24 protein-coding genes and 3 pseudogenes are annotated in these 16504 nt (G+C 51.6%); 13 read left to right on the top strand and 14 right to left on the bottom strand.

All coding sequences use genetic code 11. The annotated features are described in order from the left end of the window. Positions 1-9: 9 nt before the first annotated feature. Positions 10-588, bottom strand: coding sequence for an RNA polymerase sigma factor (locus MKQ70_RS15510; protein ID WP_248072367.1), 579 nt, complete (start codon positions 586-588; stop codon positions 10-12). Positions 589-813: 225 nt separating this feature from the next. Between MKQ70_RS15510 and MKQ70_RS15505 the strand changes: the two genes are divergently transcribed. Both MKQ70_RS15505 and MKQ70_RS15500 read left to right on the top strand, forming a co-directional pair. Continuing rightward, the gene (locus MKQ70_RS15505) at positions 814-1059 is read left to right on the top strand and encodes a dihydrofolate reductase family protein (protein WP_248072366.1); all 246 of its coding nucleotides are present in this window, start codon (positions 814-816) and stop codon (positions 1057-1059) included. 44 nt (positions 1060-1103) lie between these two features. Next, the gene (locus MKQ70_RS15500; protein WP_248072365.1) at positions 1104-1352 is read left to right on the top strand and encodes a dihydrofolate reductase family protein; all 249 of its coding nucleotides are present in this window, start codon (positions 1104-1106) and stop codon (positions 1350-1352) included. On the opposite strand, the gene MKQ70_RS42270 is transcribed toward MKQ70_RS15500, so the two are convergent. Both MKQ70_RS42270 and MKQ70_RS15495 read right to left on the bottom strand, forming a co-directional pair. Further along, on the bottom strand, positions 1341-1481 hold the full coding sequence (locus MKQ70_RS42270) for a hypothetical protein (RefSeq protein ID WP_372489982.1): 141 nt from the start codon (positions 1479-1481) through the stop codon (positions 1341-1343). The two genes, MKQ70_RS15500 and MKQ70_RS42270, sit on opposite strands and share 12 nt — an antisense overlap. Before the next feature lie 5 nt (positions 1482-1486). Further along, positions 1487-1708, bottom strand: a complete 222-nt coding sequence (locus MKQ70_RS15495) for a hypothetical protein (RefSeq protein WP_248072364.1) — start codon at positions 1706-1708, stop codon at positions 1487-1489. 135 nt (positions 1709-1843) lie between these two features. Between MKQ70_RS15495 and MKQ70_RS42265 the strand changes: the two genes are divergently transcribed. From MKQ70_RS42265 to MKQ70_RS15480, 3 genes are all read left to right on the top strand, one after another. Beyond that, positions 1844-1945: a DUF2196 domain-containing protein gene (locus MKQ70_RS42265; protein ID WP_372489981.1), complete on the top strand. Its 102-nt coding sequence runs from the start codon at positions 1844-1846 to the stop codon at positions 1943-1945. 122 nt (positions 1946-2067) lie between these two features. Beyond that, positions 2068-2358, top strand: a complete 291-nt coding sequence (locus tag MKQ70_RS15485; protein WP_248072363.1) for a hypothetical protein — start codon at positions 2068-2070, stop codon at positions 2356-2358. Positions 2359-2580: 222 nt separating this feature from the next. Further along, a complete protein-coding gene (locus MKQ70_RS15480) occupies positions 2581-2886 on the top strand; it encodes a hypothetical protein (protein ID WP_248072362.1) in 306 nt (101 codons plus the stop codon). Here the strand turns inward: MKQ70_RS15480 and MKQ70_RS38565 are convergent. From MKQ70_RS38565 to MKQ70_RS15465, 4 genes and pseudogenes are all read right to left on the bottom strand, one after another. Next, a complete protein-coding gene (locus tag MKQ70_RS38565) occupies positions 2873-3124 on the bottom strand; it encodes a macro domain-containing protein (protein WP_282456551.1) in 252 nt (83 codons plus the stop codon). The two genes, MKQ70_RS15480 and MKQ70_RS38565, sit on opposite strands and share 14 nt — an antisense overlap. Positions 3125-3149: 25 nt before the next feature. Further along, positions 3150-3389, bottom strand: a pseudogene (locus MKQ70_RS38560) (macro domain-containing protein); the annotation flags it as partial. A 12-nt stretch (positions 3390-3401) separates the two neighbouring features. Next, positions 3402-3989: a DUF416 family protein gene (locus MKQ70_RS15470; RefSeq protein ID WP_248072361.1), complete on the bottom strand. Its 588-nt coding sequence runs from the start codon at positions 3987-3989 to the stop codon at positions 3402-3404. A 308-nt stretch (positions 3990-4297) separates the two neighbouring features. Next, complete coding sequence (locus MKQ70_RS15465; RefSeq protein ID WP_248072360.1) at positions 4298-4558, bottom strand: hypothetical protein; 261 nt, start codon at positions 4556-4558, stop codon at positions 4298-4300. A 167-nt stretch (positions 4559-4725) separates the two neighbouring features. Between MKQ70_RS15465 and MKQ70_RS38555 the strand changes: the two genes are divergently transcribed. Further along, positions 4726-5082: a maltose acetyltransferase domain-containing protein gene (locus MKQ70_RS38555; protein WP_308199038.1), complete on the top strand. Its 357-nt coding sequence runs from the start codon at positions 4726-4728 to the stop codon at positions 5080-5082. Next, on the top strand, positions 5000-5272 hold the full coding sequence (locus tag MKQ70_RS41270; RefSeq protein WP_308199037.1) for a DapH/DapD/GlmU-related protein: 273 nt from the start codon (positions 5000-5002) through the stop codon (positions 5270-5272). Before MKQ70_RS38555 ends, MKQ70_RS41270 begins: the two co-directional genes overlap by 83 nt. Here the strand turns inward: MKQ70_RS41270 and MKQ70_RS15455 are convergent, their stop codons facing one another. Continuing rightward, the gene (locus tag MKQ70_RS15455; protein WP_248072359.1) at positions 5273-5947 is read right to left on the bottom strand and encodes a DUF2625 domain-containing protein; all 675 of its coding nucleotides are present in this window, start codon (positions 5945-5947) and stop codon (positions 5273-5275) included. It abuts the gene before it with no gap. Between the two features lie 109 nt (positions 5948-6056). Between MKQ70_RS15455 and MKQ70_RS15450 the strand changes: the two genes are divergently transcribed. From MKQ70_RS15450 to MKQ70_RS15425, 6 genes and pseudogenes are all read left to right on the top strand, one after another. Further along, the gene (locus MKQ70_RS15450; RefSeq protein WP_248081400.1) at positions 6057-6788 is read left to right on the top strand and encodes an ImuA family protein; all 732 of its coding nucleotides are present in this window, start codon (positions 6057-6059) and stop codon (positions 6786-6788) included. A 1-nt stretch (position 6789) separates the two neighbouring features. Beyond that, entirely contained in the window at positions 6790-8292 is a 1503-nt protein-coding gene (locus tag MKQ70_RS15445) for a Y-family DNA polymerase (RefSeq protein WP_248072358.1), read from the top strand. 24 nt (positions 8293-8316) lie between these two features. Beyond that, entirely contained in the window at positions 8317-8721 is a 405-nt protein-coding gene (locus tag MKQ70_RS15440; RefSeq protein WP_248072357.1) for a PHP domain-containing protein, read from the top strand. After that, on the top strand, positions 8718-9224 hold the full coding sequence (locus MKQ70_RS15435; protein WP_248081880.1) for a PHP domain-containing protein: 507 nt from the start codon (positions 8718-8720) through the stop codon (positions 9222-9224). The genes MKQ70_RS15440 and MKQ70_RS15435 overlap by 4 nt, the downstream gene beginning before the upstream one ends. After that, positions 9128-10671, top strand: a pseudogene (locus MKQ70_RS15430) (error-prone DNA polymerase family protein). The gene MKQ70_RS15435 and the pseudogene MKQ70_RS15430 overlap by 97 nt, the downstream one beginning before the upstream one ends. Then, entirely contained in the window at positions 10631-11494 is an 864-nt protein-coding gene (locus tag MKQ70_RS15425; protein ID WP_248072356.1) for a helix-hairpin-helix domain-containing protein, read from the top strand. The pseudogene MKQ70_RS15430 and the gene MKQ70_RS15425 overlap by 41 nt, the downstream one beginning before the upstream one ends. Positions 11495-11562: 68 nt before the next feature. On the opposite strand, the pseudogene MKQ70_RS15420 reads toward MKQ70_RS15425, so the two are convergent. The 6 genes and pseudogenes from MKQ70_RS15420 to MKQ70_RS15395 form a co-directional block, all read right to left on the bottom strand. Then, positions 11563-12763: pseudogene (locus MKQ70_RS15420) on the bottom strand (zinc-dependent metalloprotease). Between the two features lie 404 nt (positions 12764-13167). Further along, positions 13168-13887, bottom strand: a complete 720-nt coding sequence (locus tag MKQ70_RS15415) for a DUF5117 domain-containing protein (protein WP_248072355.1) — start codon at positions 13885-13887, stop codon at positions 13168-13170. 173 nt (positions 13888-14060) lie between these two features. Next, entirely contained in the window at positions 14061-14921 is an 861-nt protein-coding gene (locus MKQ70_RS15410) for a peroxiredoxin family protein (RefSeq protein WP_248072354.1), read from the bottom strand. 83 nt (positions 14922-15004) lie between these two features. Further along, positions 15005-15790, bottom strand: a complete 786-nt coding sequence (locus tag MKQ70_RS15405; RefSeq protein ID WP_248072353.1) for a hypothetical protein — start codon at positions 15788-15790, stop codon at positions 15005-15007. Further along, complete coding sequence (locus tag MKQ70_RS15400; RefSeq protein WP_248072352.1) at positions 15751-16188, bottom strand: hypothetical protein; 438 nt, start codon at positions 16186-16188, stop codon at positions 15751-15753. Before MKQ70_RS15400 ends, MKQ70_RS15405 begins: the two co-directional genes overlap by 40 nt. Further along, on the bottom strand, positions 16179-16472 hold the full coding sequence (locus tag MKQ70_RS15395; protein WP_248072351.1) for a hypothetical protein: 294 nt from the start codon (positions 16470-16472) through the stop codon (positions 16179-16181). The genes MKQ70_RS15400 and MKQ70_RS15395 overlap by 10 nt, the downstream gene beginning before the upstream one ends. Between the last annotated feature and the right edge of the window lie 32 nt (positions 16473-16504).

Genomic DNA, 16504 nt, shown 5'->3' with positions numbered 1-16504 from the left:
TTTTTCAGCTTAAAAGAGGAAGTCTAATAAAAGGACGACAAACAACGGATAGCCGCTTTTTTGCAGCGCCGTCCGGATATTTTTGAGCGCCATCACCATCAGGTTTTTAACGGTGCTGACGGCCAGCTGCATGTGTTCCGCAATTTCGGCAATGCTGAGGCCCTGTTCGCGGCTGAGCCGGTAGACCTGGCGTTGTTTTTCCGGGAGTTGTTGCACGGCGGTATTCACCATATCGAGCAACTGGCGGAACTCTACCATTTCCGTTGTTTCCGTTTGCGGGCCTATGGCGTTGATGACCTTGTTGTGGATGGACTGCCGGCGCACGTAGTTGACAGCGCGGTAAAAGCATATCTTTTTGATCCAGGCGGCCGGGTGCGTAACGTCGGCAAGCTGGTCGCGGGTGAGCCATACTTTGAGGAAGGTGTCCTGCACGAGATCGTCCGCCACGGCTACGGAGCCGGTAATGCGCGCAGCCATGGCCTGCAGGCGGGGAGCGTACACTTCCACCAGCTGGCTAAAGGCGGCTTCATCGCCGGCTGCTATACGTCGGTAAAGCTCAGGAGCATCGATAGGTTGTCCGTCGTTCAATAGGCGCTATTAAAATGGAAGATGTTGCATTACCAGAGGGAGAAAACGAATAGGATGAAAGACTTTGATTGAATTGAAGGCGAATTTCGCCAAAAACTATGGGAAATGCAAGCAGCTTTGCCGGCTATGTCGTTCGTCCCAAAATACCCCACAATTGTCGTTTTTAACCCCGTTAATCCGGCGCCCAGCCCGTATGTTTGTAATATGAGAAAAGTAATTGCAGCCATGAACATGACAATCGACGGGTATTGCGACCATACCGCAGGCCTGCCCGACGAAGAAATACACGAGCACTACGCAGACCTGTTACGAAACGCAGGTGTCGCCTTATACGGCAGGATCACCTACCAGCTGATGGAATACTGGCGTACCGTACTGGAAAAGCCCACCGGCGATAAAGCCATGGACGATTTTGCCGTGGCAATAGACGGCACACCCAAGCTGGTTTTTCGCGCACGCTGGAAAGTGTAGACTGGCAAAGTGCGGAACTAGCGACAAAAGATATTGAAACAACCGTGCGGGAGCTCCGGCAGCAACCGGGTAAAGACATTTTCGTGTGCAGCCCAAGCCTGATCGTAGCGTTAACGCAGCTTCATTTAATCGACGAATATCAACTTTGTGTTCACCCGGTAATCGTGGGAAGTGGATTGCCCTTGTTTAAACACATCAGCGAAAAAATAATCCTGAGCCGCGTCAATACTAAACTGTTTGGTGGTGGCGCTGTGCTTCATTACTATCGGCCGGTGAGCGGATCAGCGTTGTGAGAAAATAACCTTGTAACCGTCCGGGTCGGAAATCTGTATCCCGTTCTCATTCCAATAGGGATTTTTGGAGGTTTCGAGCGGGATGTTATTTTTTATCAGCCTGTTTTTGACGGCATCTAATTCCTCCACGGTGCTTAGATAAAAACTAAAATATCATCTTCGTCAAACCTGCTTTGCGTTTTTTCATCAGACGTGGTAAACTCCAGGTGCCAGTCCTGTTGCGGAAAGCCCAGGAATATACCATCGTAGTGATCGTGGTTTTCAAAACCGCCTAATTTCTCCAGCCCAATGATTTCGGTATAGAATTTTTCGATTTGATGGAGATCATTTGTATGTCGTGCGTATCTGAATTTCATATGTTTAAGTTAAGTACTTTTGCAGCAAATCAACATTAGCACAATGCACGGCCGATACAGAAAAGATATTTACCCGGGACTCGAAGTGTCCATCATCCTGAAAAAGACCAGCGCAGCGGCAAACTGACGCAGGGGGTGGTGAAAGATATTTTAACGTCTGCACCTTATCATTCACGCGGCATCAAAGTGCGGCTGGAAGACGGCCAGGTAGGCCGTGTGGCGCAAATAGAAGGGTAGGCTGACGCGGACCGGTCGCGGTGTTAAAAAAGATAATATAATCACCCCAAAACATTATATTTAATTCGTAGATATCCCAGTTTGTGTGTTAGCCTTCGTACCGGTATCAATGTCCCCTATATATGACCCTCAGCGAATTAAATAACATTTTGCTCAACGGGCACAACCTTGGCGCCTTTATCGGCCTCCTGCGCGAACACCGTAACAGTGTGATGCTACTGGGCAACATCCTGCATGGCGAGCAGGAGGAGCAGGAACAGCGGCTGGTGGTGCGCAATAACGAGCACTATATCAATACCTGGGAGTTCGAGTGTCTCCCCGAAGGTACTGCGATGGTTAGTCTTTCCGGGGTATTTGACCGGAGCTGGCCGATTTTTTTGCGCTGTATGCACAGTACGAAAAGAAGTACGTAGCCAGCGAAGACTGTTACTTCCTGTATTTCCGCAATGGTGAGGAACCCGAAGATTATTGCATGACGATCGCCGGCCGCGACCTCGATGCCGGGCGTGATGTGGAAATTACCTACCTCCGCTTAAAGTTTAGTGACTAACGGTATTGGTGAAAAGGCTGAGATGTCGTAAATTCAGTCCCCCGGGAAAAAATGGCTCTTCCCGGTTGTTTAAACTGATTGCAATATGGATAAAGACACAGCCATTCTGAACATACTGGAAGCGATCCAAAAATCCTTCCCCACAGACTTCTGGACACCGACGAGCTTTTGGGACGCGGATAATCATGCAGTAGGGCTTTTACACAAAAGTAAACTGGTATATATATCGAATTGGGATTTTCGCACCTTACCGCCCGACGAAATGCGGTACTATGCAGAATTTGAAAAGATAGACATGGAATCGCAGGAGGCCCGTGGCACAGAAAAGATACTGAAAGGTATTACCCAAACGGAACTGATTGACGAAATGCGCGAGATTACGTTCGAGTAAGTAACTGCTGGTATAACGCAGCATTTTCCGCATCGAAGCAAACGAAAATGACCTTTTGCACGCTGCTTTCGCGGCGCATGAACTGTTGTACCGCCGCTACGGCGATAGCTGCCGCTTTTTCTTTCGGGAAATGATAAATACCCGTGCTGATATTCGGGAACGCGATGGTTTGCAGCTGGTGCGCCGCGGCCAGTTCCGTGGCTATTCGTATAGGCGTTGTGTAAAAGCTGCGCTTCATTGCGCGAACCGTCTTTCCACACCGGCCCCACGGTATGGATCACATGTTTGGCCGGCAGGTTGCCGCCGGTAGTGATCACCGCTTCGCCCACCGCGCAGCCGCCTTGCCGGGTGCGGATCTGCATACAATCTTCGAGGATCGCTTTGCCACCTGCTCGGTGAATAGCGCCATCTACACCGCCTCCGCCGAGTAGCGAGGTGTTAGCGGCATTTACAATCGCATCAACAGCGACTTTAGTAATGTCGCCCTGTTGCAGTTCTATCATGTTGGAGAAATTTTATAAGCCCAGATTACCTTTACCCTCTTTGTCCTGCATGGCCAGCAGGGTTTCCAGGTCTTCTTCCTCAATTTTATCGATCTTACTCAGATAAGTAATAACGCCTTCCTGTATGTGCACTTCCTGTATCATTAACGGATGTTGCATGATAATGTTTTCGAAGTCGGGCGATAAATAATCCAGCGACAACTTCGATTGCAGGAACATGTGGATGGAGTCGGTAGCGGCATTGGAAATATCTTCCAGGGAAGAAGAATGCTGATCGCCCATAAAATCGAGCGTGTGAAAAATAACCGAGGTAGCATCCAGTGCGGAAGAGGCCAGGATAGAGTCGAAATCTTCGGGCAGGGGCGTATGTTCGTTTACGGCGTGTAACAGGCGTTCCCGCTGGGTGTGATTAAGCGTTTTGGCGAGTATGGCGCTGCGAATGAACGCAATGGCTTCCTTCAAGGCTGTAGGGTCACCAAAAACGTGGTGGTTGGAGAAATGAACGTAGTTGGGGTACAATCTTTCGCAGGCCAGATAAGCGAAGGTTAACTGCTTTTCGTACGCGAGCGCTTTTAATTCCCCCAGGTTTTTAATGTACATGAAGGACAAGATAAGCACGAATTTGGTGAATGTGTATCGTATTTTTCTATAGGTGCGGCGGCGTTTAGTTATCAGTGAGTTAGCCGTCTACCGGCAGCAGGGTCTCGCAAAAAAGCAATACTTTTTTCATGCTGATTATTTATGAATGGTGCTCAAGAAATGCGTGGATGTAGCGGGTTACCATTTGGGGGTGCTGATGATGCGGGCCATGGCCGGCGCGGGGAATTACCACTACCTGGGTGGTAGGCAGCTGGCGGTTTAACTCGAACCAGTTTTCGGGCGGAAACATACTTCATGGTCGCCGGAGATCACCAGATAGGGATGCTGGTTGTTTTTAGGTATCCCCGGATATTATTGGTGTCTGCAATAAAATCTTCCGAACCCATGCCGTAGTGCTGCCATAAAGCAGGTTTTATTTTGATGTCTTTGTTTACCCGGGCCGCAATGCGATCGTGGCTTGCCTTGGCGGCCTGCACACTTTGTTCGGATATCGGTTCAAAAAATAAAATGATTTCATCTTCAAAACTGTAATCTTCGATGTAAGCCGTTTTTAGAAAAATTTCTCCCATAGGATGATTGACTTTACCCGGCGGTTTTAGTGCCGATGAGTAGCAGGTGTTGCACACGTTCCGGGTGCGTAAATGTTGTATAAATCGCCGGGTGCAACAATGGAGATAGGGTGGCAGGGTTTGTAGAATTCCCCGTAAATTAGAGGAATAACGATACAGCCAAACATATGCGCACAGAGAAAGAAAAAATGCTGGCCGGTGAATTATACAATGCCGGATCTCCCGAATTACAGGCCGATGCCGCCGAGATTACACGCTGGATGGCGCGTTACAACCAATCGCAACCTGAAGAGCGGCCTATGTTGCTTACGCAGACCTTTGCGTCGCTTGGCGAGAATGTAAATATTCGTCCGCCTTTTTACTGCGATTACGGGTATAACATTACGCTGGGTAATGGCGTATTCATGAATTTCAATTGTATTATCCTCGGATGTAAACCCCGTGCACATCGGCGACTTTACGCAGATTGGTCCGGGCGTACAAATATTAACCGCCGATCATCCGCGCGATCCGGAACTGCGTAAGGCGGGACTGGAATCGGGCCGGCCGGTATATATTGGTAAAAACGTGTGGATTGGCGGTGGTGCGCTGATTTTGCCGGGTGTAACCGTGGGCGATGATGCGATTATCGGCGCGGGTAGTGTGGTGACGAAAGACGTTCCGCCGGGCGCCACGGTGGTGGGCAACCCGGCGAAAGTGCTCGCTAAAAAATAACTATTCTCCTTCTAAAGACTTGCGGGCTTCCATGAGGAGTCCGTAAGCTTCTTCTACCGGTATTTTTTTCCGGGAAAGCGAATTAATATCTGCACCTTCCTGCGTCCACAGGAAAGGATAAAACTGAATGACTTCGTTGCCGTTTAATACCCCTGTTTCCTTTTCCCATCCTTTCCAGCGGAAGTTGCCGTAAAACTCTTCCAGGTCGCCATAAAAGCAGAAGTGCAGGAACTCGCTGTAATTGAGTTCTGTTTCTTCCCACTCGAGTGTATCGGGGGCGAGGTAGTACAGGTTGCCAGTATCTTCGCCGAAAGCCCCGCCGTTAATGGCCCAGAAGCCGCCTACGGCATCATCTGCCACGAGCAGGAAGGTAGGCGCATCGCCTGGTTTTTCATAAGACTTATGCAGGTTCCATTGCGGCAGGCTGCGGTTGATCATGGTGCTGCCGGAACCGAGGATGCGGAGCCAGCCATGATCAACAAGAATACCGCCGGTGGCGTGTATAATAGCGCCCATGGGAGAGCGGGTTGTTACCTGGGTTTCGTACAGCGCGGCATCTGCCTTTGCGGGGTCGCAGGGGAGGATGTCGAGCTGGTTGGTCGCCTCATCGATCCACTCGAGTACGAGCGACCAGGCGGGTTCTTTCGTATCTATCAGTTCATTCACTGGTTTCATACTGTAAAGTAAAGATTTCGTTTCCAATGTGCATAAAATTACTTTGGCTCTGCTAAATATTTTAGTATTTTTGCTAAATAAATAAGCAATACTATAAAAGACACTTGTGATGCCCGCAACGAAAGCAGAGATCATCGCCCGTTTGCAACAGGACATACTGCCTTTGCAGGGGTTCAGGCCGAAATTAAGCAGTCCGGCTGTGGACCTTGCTTTGGGCCCGATGAAGCAGGCGTTTCCCAATGCGGTATTCCCGTTGGGTGTGGTGCATGAATTCATCTGCAAAGGCATAGAAGAAGAGGCGGCGACGGATGGTTTCATTGCGGGCATTTTATCCGGTTTGATGCGGAAAGGTGGTGTTGTATTGTGGATAGGGGCGTACAAAATGTTGTATCCGCCGGCCTTGAAGGCATATGGCATTCCGCCCGATAAAATCATTTTTATAGATGCGCAACAGGAGATGGAATTGATGTGGGTAATGGAAGAAGCGTTGCGCTGCGAAGGATTGGCAGCGGTGATCGGCGAGTTGCGGGAACTGAGTTTTACGGCATCGCGAAGATTGCAGCTGGCGGTGGAGCAGAGTAAAGTAACGGGATTTATCATCAGGCGCGATCCGCGTTCGGTGGGCACTACTGCCTGTGTAACGCGGTGGCGGATAAGTCCGCTACCGAGCGCATTACCGGAAGGTATGCCCGGTGTGGGGCATCCGTGTTGGAAGGTAAGTTTGCTGAAGGTGCGGAATGGCCGGCCGGGTGTGTGGGATATGGAGTGGTCGGCTGGAAGGTTCAGGCATCTGCCGGCAGCGAAAACTTCGCCACGGGAGGTGCAAAAACAAGCGGGATAACATGCCGAAGCGTTTTGTATCGATATGGTTCCGTTACCTGAAAACAGACTGGTTTACCCTGAGACAACCGCGATTAAAAGACCTCGCGTTTGTGTTGGCGACCCCGGAACATGGTCGTATGGTGATTACCGCGGCGAATGCATTGGCGGAGGCAGAAGGGGTGTATGTGGGTATGGTAGTGGCCGATGCCCGGGCCTTATTGCCGGCACTGGAGGTGCTGGACGATAAACCGGGCTTAAGCGATAAACTGTTGCGGGGCATTGGTGAATGGTGCATCCGTTACACGCCGGTGGCGGCAGTGGATGCGCCGGACGGATTATTACTGGACGCCAGCGGTTGCACGCACTTGTGGAGGGGCGAACGGCCTTACCTAACGGATATTCTTACACGCCTTAGCCAGAAGGGCTACCAATTGCGGGTGGCCATGGCGGATACTGCCGGTGCTGCCTGGGCCGTGGCGCGGTATGGCGAGGAAGCGGCCATCGTGAAAAGCGGCGAACAGCTGGCGGCATTACTGCCCTTACCACCGGCAGCCCTGCGGCTGGAACCAGCAGCAGCAGAAAGATTGCTGAAGCTGGGCCTGAGAGAAGTGCGGATGTTCGTGGGCATGCCGCGACAGGCACTACGCAAACGTTTCGGGGCGTCGTTTTTATTGCGGCTGGACCAGGCGATGGGCGCCGAAGCGGAATTGCTCGTGCCGGTAATACCGCCTGCCCTGTACGAAGAGCGCCTGCCTTGCCTGGAGCCCGTAGTGTCGGCAACAGGCATTGCCATAGCACTGGAGCAGTTGCTGCAGGCTTTATGCGAACGGTTGAAGCAGGAGCAAAAGGGGCTGCGCATCGGGCAGCTAAAGGCGTATTGTGTGGATGGCAGGGTAGAAACGATTGGCATACAAACCAACCGGCCATCGCATCACGTAAAACATCTCCTTAAACTCTTTGATCATAAAATTGCAACGATTCGTCCCGACCTGGGCATTGAGCTGTTTGTGCTGGAAGCTTCTAAAGTAGAGGAGCAGGAACATGTACAGGAAACGATGTGGGAGCGGGAAGGCGGGCTCGATGATACGGGGTTGTCGGAGTTGCTCGACCGGGTGGCAGGACGGATAGGCGAACGACATATTTTGCGGTACTGGCCGGACGAGCATTACTGGCCCGAACGGTCTCTCAAATCCGCCGATTCTTTTCACCAAACACCACCCTCCGCCTGGCGGCTCGACAGGCCCCGGCCTTTACAGTTGTTAGCCAGGCCCGAGCCGATAGAAGTAGCCGCCCCGATTCCCGATTACCCACCGATGAACTTTCGCTATAAAGGCATATTACACCGCGTGGTAAAAGCTGATGGCCCGGAGCGTATAGAGCAGGAGTGGTGGTTGCAGGATGGGCAACACCGCGACTATTACACGGTGGAGGATGAAAATGGCGCAAGGTATTGGGTGTTCCGTTTAGGACACTACGATGCAGAGCGCACCTATAAATGGTTTGTGCACGGTTTTTTTGCGTAGGGTATGGGGTATATAGAATTACAGGTGACATCGAACTTCAGTTTTTTGCGGGGTGCGTCGCATCCGCAGGAGCTGGTGGCGCAGGCGAAGGCCCTGGGCTATCCGGCCATTGCCATAACAGATCGTAATACACTGGCGGGAATTGTTCGTGCTTATGCCGAAACGATAAAGAAAGTACGGGGAGAAGATGGCGAAGAAATCGAAAGCGCGGGTCCGCGGGTGCGTTTGATCGTCGGCTGCCGCCTCGACTTACAAGATGGTCCCAGTTTGTTAGCCTATCCCACTAATCTTGCAGCTTATTCACGACTATGCAGGCTTTTGTCTACCGGCAACCTGCGGGCGGATAAAGGCGACTGCCACTTGTATAAAAAAGACGTGTACGAATACGCGGAAGGCATGAAGTTTATCGCGATTCCCCGCCCACATTGACCGAAGACTTCAGCTTTGAAGAAGATTTTCGCAGGTCGCTGCGGGAGTACAAGCAGCATTTGGGCACTCATTTATACCTCGCCGCCACCCGTTACTACCAGGGCGATGATAACAAGTATCTTTATGCCTTATCGCGTTTGCAGGTACCCTTAGTAGTAACGAACGATGTACACTATCATCACCCGGAGCGGCGCGAGTTGCAGGATGTGGTTACCTGTGTACGCGAGAAATGCACGATCTACAATGCCGGTTACCGCCTGCATCCCAATGCCGAACGTTACCTCAAACCCATCCCGGAAATGCAGCGCCTTTTCCGTCATTACCAGACGCGCTGGAAAGAACGCAGGAGATTGCGGACGCCTGCCAGTTTTGCCTGTCCCAACTCAAATATGAATATCCGGAAGAGATTACTACCGAAGGTCGAACACCGCAGGAAGAACTGGAATACCAGTCCTGGGAAGGCGCGCATCGTCACTTTGGAAAGGAAATACCGGAGAAGGTAACGAAGGCAATTTTGCACGAGCTGAAGTTCATAGACGAAATGAATTATGCCTCTTATTTTCTCACTGTATACGATATTGTAAAGTTCGCGCGGGAGCAGGGCATTCTTTGCCAGGGCCGCGGCTCTGCTGCCAACTCCACCATTTGTTTTTGTTTGGGCATTACGTCTGTAGATCCCACACAGATAGACCTGTTGTTCGAGCGGTTCATTTCCTCTGCCCGCAACGAGCCACCCGATATTGATGTGGATTTTGAGCACGAACGCCGCGAAGAAGTGATCCAGTACATCTACCGGAAATACGGCCGCGATCGCGCCGCCATTGTGGCCACGGTCACGCAGCAACACCAGAAAGGCGCACTGCGTGATGTAGCGAAAGCCATGGGACTGACGGTTGATACGATTAACCGTTTATCCTCCAGCATCTGGGAATACGCGGCAACGCGGTTTGAAGAGAAACAACTCACCGAACAGGGCCTGGATCCCGGCGATATACACCTCATGAAAGTGCTGGACCTCACCAGCCAGTTTATCGGCTTTCCCAGGCAGTTGGGACAGCACACCGGCGGATTCGTGATCACCCGCGGTAAACTGGTAGACCTGTGCCCCGTTCTGAACGCCCGTATGGAAGACCGTACCTGTATCGAATGGAACAAAGACGATATCGATGTCCTCGGCTTCATGAAGATCGATGTGCTGGCGCTTGGCATGCTCACCTGTATCCGCAAAGCCTTTGACCTGGGTAAACAGCACCACCGTAAAACATGGACGCTGGCTGGCTTTAAAAACAACGACGATGAGGTGTACGAAATGATAACCCGTGCAGATACCATCGGTGTATTCCAGATCGAAAGCCGCGCGCAACAATCGATGTTACCGCGATTAAGGCCCAAAGTGTTTTATGATCTCGTGATAGAGGTCGCGATCGTGCGGCCCGGCCCCATACAGGGCGACATGGTGCATCCTTATTTGCGGCGGCGTAATAAGGAGGAAAAGGTGGAATACCCATCAGATGAGTTAAGGGAGATCCTGAACAAAACATTGGGCGTTCCCCTGTTCCAGAACAGGCAATGAAAATCGCGATACAGGCCGCAAAGTTCAAACCTTACGAAGCAGATGAGTTGCGCAGAAGCATGGCGACTTTTAAAGCAAAAGGCGTGGTCGCCAAATTAAGGGATAAGCTGATTGATGGTATGACCGCCAACGGTTATACACAGGCATTTGCAGAACGCATCTTTAAACAACTCGAAGGCTTCGGCAGTTATGGCTTCCCCGAAAGTCACGCCGCCAGCTTCGCCCTGCTGGTGTATATATCCTCCTGGATCAAATGTCATTACCCGGATGTATTTGCCTGTTCACTGCTGAACAGCATGCCTATGGGTTTTTATCAACCCGCACAGATCATTACCGATGCCCAGGCATGGTGTGGAAGTGCGCGAGGCCGACATTAATTATTCAGGTTGGGATAACACGCTGGAACCCATGCACGGCCGTTACTTCGCATTACGGTTGGGACTGCGGCAGATCAAAGGCATGAAGCAGGAAGATGCGGATTATCTCGTGGCGCATCGCGGAGAAGGTTACGCAAATGTGAATGCGCTGCGTGATGCAGGCATCCCAGATGCAGTACTGGAACGACTGGCGGATGCCGATGCATTCCGTTCCATCGGACACGATCGGCGCCAGGCCTTGTGGGAAGTGTCTGTCCGGGAGGGCCGTCCTAACGGCATGTTTACCGGGCAGCAACAGGTAGAGCAGCAAATATCGCTGCCTGCTATGCGCTTATCCGAACATGTGGTACAGGATTATGCCACCGCTTCCTTATCACTGAAAGCGCACCCTGTTAGTTTTGTCCGCGAGAAATTAGCCCAGCTGCACATCACACCTGCCCGTGACCTGGCACTGAAAAAAGATGGTATTCCCATTAAAGTAGCCGGATTAATATTAGTAAGGCAACGCCCCGGCACAGCAAGTGGTATCTGTTTCATTACCCTCGAAGATGAAACCGGGACGGCGAACCTGGTGGTGTTCGAAAATCTCTTCGCTAAATACCGCAAAGAGATCATTCAATCCAAACTGCTGATGGTAGAAGGCAAGTTGCAACGCGAAGGAGAGGTGATTCATGTGGTGGTGCAGCGTTGTTATAACATTTCCCGCCTGCTGAAGCAATTAACGGATACGCCGGTGGACGAGCCACCATTGCTGACGTTATCACGGGCGGATGAAAAAGATGGGCCGGATATTGTGTTGCCGCAGGCGAGGAATTTCAGGTAAGGGGGAAAAGAAAAGCCCTCTCCGAAGAGAAGGCCCCTAGTTAGTGAAAGGTATGGTTGGTATATCGATTATTTCTTTCCCTCCAACGCCCTGCTGATACGTTTCTCCATATCCTGCAAATGCGCTTTCGATACACCCGTCTGTGCCGGGATAGCCCGCAGGATATCCTGACGCAGGGCCGTGAGGTGCACGCGTGTAAGGCTCGATACGTCATTCGACACTGGGTCCGGATTTACATAAAAGATGGTGCCGTTACCATTATTGCGACCAACGATCTCATTCATCTGTATAAATGCTTTAAATGAATTTTCGAGGTACATCTTCTGCAGGTTGCGGCGAACGATGTCGATGGGTTTGTTGGAATAGAGTTCAGTCCACACACTTTGTTTCAGGTCTTCCATGAACTCGGTAGCGGTGTACGTTTTGCGGCCCCTGTTCATTTCTTCGGCTTTGATGAGTGTCATCAGGGTGCCGGAGCCTTGTAAGCGCATGAGTGCCGCGGAATGGGCGGAGTTGAGGTACAAAATAGGATCGGTGCCGGTGAGGGCGGTGATCGTATCATTGAACACCCAACGCTGTGTCGTGAACAGGTAATCGTTCAGGAACTTCATCGCTTCTTTTTGCCGCTGGTACTCTACCGGCATATGTAACACCGGGTTGCTCCACGCTGCGGATAGTGCGGTATTCGCCACCCACGCTTTTCAATACCTGTACCGTGTACAGGCGGTATTGTTTCAACAGTTCCTCGTACATCACCTTCAAGCCGTTGTAGCCTTCATTGGGCTCACGGGTCCAGGTTTTCAGTTGCGGGAGAATGCGTTGCAGGTTTTTGATGCCGTATTTGCCGGCCAAGGCGGCGTTGTCGCCCAGGTCTTCACTCTGGTCACGGGGATCGGCGCTGTTGAATTCGTTGCCGAAGTACAGGCGTTTATTGGCGGCCAGGCTGTCTACGATCAACTTATTCAAATAGTTTACTTCTGATTTTGCGGTGGTGAACTGCGGATACCAGCGGTAACCGAATTCAATGGCCCAGGTATCGTATTCGCCGATGCGCGGGAAAATACCCTCCCTGCCAATATGATCCTCCGGCTGCGCTACATAGTTGAAACGGGCGTAATCCATGATGGAAGGGGTGTGGCCATGTGCTTCCACGTACGCTTTGTTACGCAGTTTTTCCACCGGGATAGTGGAGCTGGAACCGAAGTTGTGCGCCAGTCCCAGGGTGTGGCCCACTTCGTGCGAAGACACAAAACGGATCAGTTGTCCCATCAGTTCCTCATCAAATTCCAGTTTGCGTGCACCGGGATCAATGGCGCCGGCCTGTATCATATACCAGTTGTGCACCAGCTGCATAATGTTGTGGTACCAATTTACGTGCGTTTCAATGATCTCACCGCTGCGGGGATCGTGTACGTGGGGACCGCTGGCATTGGCTACGGCAGAAGGTTTGTATACGATCACGTTGTGGCGTGCATCTTCGATGCTCCAGGTAGAATCGTTCTCCGGTGCGGGTAATGCTTTAATCGCGTTCTTGAAACCCGCCTGTTCAAAGGCTTTCTGCCAGTCGTTTACTCCGGCAATCAGGTACGGTACCCATTTTTTCGGAGTAGCCGGATCAATGTAATAGATAATAATCGGTTTTCGGCTCTACGAGTTCGCCGCGTTTGTATTTTTCAATGTCTTCGTCTTTCGGCTCCGTGGCGCCAGCGGGTAATGAGGTATTGCTCTTTTACGCCTTGTGGATCGGCATCAAAGTCAACATAGCCCCTTGCAAAGAAGCCTACGCGTGCATCGTAATACCGCGGCTGCATAGGCACGGCCGGAAGCAGTACCATAGAGCTGTTCAGCTCATACGTGTCCGGGATGGTCGATGCTGCGGCGGCGCCGGATTTCAGGTAGGTGCGAACCGTGCGGATCTCGATGTTCATCGGGAACGCCTTGATCGAGGAAATGTAGGAACGGTCTGCCTGAATGGCGCCGATGCTCAGTACGGATTTCATCTGGCTGGAAAAATAGAAGATCTCATTTTCCGTACTCAGGTAATCCGTTACGTCGATCACGCTGCTCTTTGATTCTTTGTTGTACGCTTTCACCGGGAAGGCCGCGGCAATCGGTTCAAAGTTAGAGTTGAGTACAGAACGGTAAAGACCATTTGGTGTGCTATCCGCCGAGCGCTCGTTAAAGCGCATCAGTTTCATAAACACTTTATCATCCGGTCCTTTCTCAAAGCGGATCACGTTTTCGGCAATCTGGTCGCCGGCGTAATTGCTCATTTGCGGTCTGAGCCCCGCCGCTGCGCGGGCAATACGGTTTACCACCAGGATAGCGCGGTTGTGCAGACTGTCAGGAATTTCAAAGTAGTAGCGGTTATTCAGCTGGTGTACTTTGAACATGCCCGCGTAAGTTCTGGCTTTCGCGGTTATTACCTGCCCATAGGGTTTGATGGCGGAAGGAAGGGTATCTGTTTTCCTGGACGCGCTATCGGCCGGTGTGTTCGTTTTTGCCCGTAAGCGGCGGCGGAAAGGCCCAGCAGCGCAAATAAGGCGAAGTTGAGTTTAAGCATGGTTTATTTGAGTATTTCTTCAAGTTTTTTCACAAGTTGTTCGCCGCGCAGGTCTTTTGCTACAATCTTTCCCTGCGGGTCCAGCAGGAAGTTCTGCGGGATCGAGCGTACCATGTACAGCTTTGCCACGGCATTGTCCCAGTACTGCAGGTCGGATACGTGCTGCCAGCTGAGCTGGTCCTGGTAAATGGCTTTCAGCCAGGCGTCGCGTTTGCCCGGCTGGTCCAGGGATACGGAGAGTATATCAAACTTCTTTTCTTTAAACTGATGATAAGCCGCTACGACTACCGGGTTTTCCTCGCGGCACGGGCCGCACCAGCTGGCCCAGAAATCGATGAGCACATACTTGCCCCTGTAATCTTTTAGCTGCACGGCTTTGCCGGAGGTGTCATTCGCGGTAAAGCCGGGCGCGATGGCGCCCAGTCGTACCGTCATATACCCGTCGATCGTTTTCTTCAGTTTTTGTCCTGCTGCACTTTCACGTACCGGTTTTTTCAGGTTGCGGAACATTCGTTCGTACACGGAAATGTCGTCCGGAATAGGGCCGATGGCGTCTTTCAACGCGTCGAGGCTGGCGTAGTAGCCGGGATGTTGTTTGATGAACACCAGTTCCTGTGCTTTACGCTCCTGCTTCAACAGGCGCATCTCGTAACGGTATACCGCCAGCCCGATGGTATCGTATTTCACTTTTACCTGCTGTGCGCTCAGCCAGTCCTGCTGCCGCTTTTCCAGTTTGGCATCAATGACGGAGAGGTACTGTTTTAATTCAGCCTGCTGTGCGGCTACGAGCGCCGTATCGGTTTGTGCGTGGAGGGCAAGACTGCTGCATGTGCAGGCGAGGCCCAGTAGTACGTGTTTCAACATAAAAAGAAAAGATTTAGACACAAGACCGCCCGGCCGCCTGCAAACAGGCGGCTTAGGGACGATCTTCGTGCATGATGATGTGCTTAAAAAGTGCGGCTGCCCATACCTTGTTCCATATAGGTCACATTGCTCACGCGCCCTTCGCCCTCAAACCTGGGCGCCGTTTGCGGTTCAATGTTGCCGGTGGAGCTGATGTTATGCAGCCATACCTTGTAGCGCCCGTTGGCGTAGGTGGCGATGGCCATATAATTCAGCGTATTCACGACCGACGCGGAAGCCGGTTGCGGATATTTGATGTGCTGCATGCAGGTCACCGTTTCGCCTGCTGGAATCGTGATCTGCAATGTTTCTGCGGCCGTGGCCACATCCGTGCGGTAAATGCTGTTGCCCACTACATAGTATACATAGTCGCCATCGTAGTTACCCGCTACCAGGCTCGACTGCATCAGCCCGTGCGTGGCGGTCAGTGTTTGCTGGCTCATGATCAGCGGAGAGGAGAAGCCTGCGAGGAAGCCATACTGTCCGTTCAGTTTCATCAAACTACCCGAGCCATCTGCTTTGCGGAACAGGGCCATCACGATACTGCGGCCGCCGGCATATCCGCCTACCCAGGTCATTTCGGCATTCATGTTTTTTAACTCCGGCGCATTGGTACCCAGTGGTGCATAATTAGCGCCGTTGAAGCATAATACAGATTTTGAGTTGAGGTCAAACCCCACGTCCTGCGCAGCTACACCGGCTACCGACGATATTTTATAGGTAGATGGTGCAAAGTTGGCGAACAGGGCGCCCTTGTTCAGCGAGTATACCTTGTTGTCGTTGATCAGCGTCACGAAGTTGGTCTGCATCGGCTGAAACGCGTTCTGCAACTTGCGTGTTTCCGGTTTGGTAAAAACATGTCGTCGAACGAATTCACGACCAGGCCATTGTCTACCCGGCAAATCAGCGCGTCTTTCTCCGATAAGACCAGCAATGCGCCGAATAAGTCGGTGGAGGCAAGCGACGTTTTGTGCGATGGCATGAATACCGCTTTCACGGCTTTGCCTTCCATCGTGCGGCCTTTGTTGAAGTACGAAATGAAGTTGTTGATCCGGCCGCTGGCGTGAATAAAATCGAATTCCGTATTAACGCCGTCGTCTTTCAGCAGGTACCATCCGTTCATGGTTCTCGTGGCTACCGCAAGATTAGCCGTGAGCATTTTGACCACGCCGGTAGCTTTGTGTTTTACATTAAACACAAGGTGGTAAGTGCCGGGATTCATGAGCACCTCGAAATCCGGTCTTTGCTCCGTGCGATGGTATCGCCGGTAGGTATTTTCCCGGTTCCCTGCACGAAGTTGGTGGAGAAGGTGGTCCAGTAGTAATCGTACAGGGCTTCGTTAGCTACCTGTGGTTTGATGCGCAGCGTGTCCTGGTAGGTGTATACGGAATAGCTGACATTAAAGTTAGCTACCTCAACGGCCGGCAGCGGATGGTCTGCGCCGGTGCTGTCATCTTTGCTGCATGCTGCCAGCAACAGCAGGCTGGCGGCGATGGTATATATTTTTTTCATGTTGATGCAGATGTTTGGTTAGAAACTGATGG

This window comes from Chitinophaga sedimenti, assembly GCF_023156195.1.
Taxonomy (GTDB): domain Bacteria; phylum Bacteroidota; class Bacteroidia; order Chitinophagales; family Chitinophagaceae; genus Chitinophaga; species Chitinophaga sedimenti.
Note: the sequence above shows the minus strand (reverse complement) of the source record. Positions and strands in the feature narration are given on the sequence as shown.

Coding starts and splice junctions, on each gene's coding strand:
- MKQ70_RS15485 (WP_248072363.1), top strand. CDS start 2,068: ATGACCCTCAGCGAATTAAATAACATTTTGCTCAACGGGCACAACCTT.
- MKQ70_RS15450 (WP_248081400.1), top strand. CDS start 6,057: ATGCCCGCAACGAAAGCAGAGATCATCGCCCGTTTGCAACAGGACATA.
- MKQ70_RS15395 (WP_248072351.1), bottom strand. CDS start 16,472: ATGAAAAAAATATATACCATCGCCGCCAGCCTGCTGTTGCTGGCAGCA.
- MKQ70_RS15505 (WP_248072366.1), top strand. CDS start 814: ATGAACATGACAATCGACGGGTATTGCGACCATACCGCAGGCCTGCCC.
- MKQ70_RS15425 (WP_248072356.1), top strand. CDS start 10,631: ATGCCCAGGCATGGTGTGGAAGTGCGCGAGGCCGACATTAATTATTCA.
- MKQ70_RS15480 (WP_248072362.1), top strand. CDS start 2,581: ATGGATAAAGACACAGCCATTCTGAACATACTGGAAGCGATCCAAAAA.
- MKQ70_RS15465 (WP_248072360.1), bottom strand. CDS start 4,558: ATGGGAGAAATTTTTCTAAAAACGGCTTACATCGAAGATTACAGTTTT.
- MKQ70_RS15445 (WP_248072358.1), top strand. CDS start 6,790: ATGCCGAAGCGTTTTGTATCGATATGGTTCCGTTACCTGAAAACAGAC.
- MKQ70_RS15415 (WP_248072355.1), bottom strand. CDS start 13,887: ATGTTCAAAGTACACCAGCTGAATAACCGCTACTACTTTGAAATTCCT.
- MKQ70_RS15470 (WP_248072361.1), bottom strand. CDS start 3,989: ATGTACATTAAAAACCTGGGGGAATTAAAAGCGCTCGCGTACGAAAAG.
- MKQ70_RS15495 (WP_248072364.1), bottom strand. CDS start 1,708: ATGAAATTCAGATACGCACGACATACAAATGATCTCCATCAAATCGAA.
- MKQ70_RS38565 (WP_282456551.1), bottom strand. CDS start 3,124: ATGAAGCGCAGCTTTTACACAACGCCTATACGAATAGCCACGGAACTG.
- MKQ70_RS38555 (WP_308199038.1), top strand. CDS start 4,726: ATGCGCACAGAGAAAGAAAAAATGCTGGCCGGTGAATTATACAATGCC.
- MKQ70_RS15410 (WP_248072354.1), bottom strand. CDS start 14,921: ATGTTGAAACACGTACTACTGGGCCTCGCCTGCACATGCAGCAGTCTT.
- MKQ70_RS15455 (WP_248072359.1), bottom strand. CDS start 5,947: ATGAAACCAGTGAATGAACTGATAGATACGAAAGAACCCGCCTGGTCG.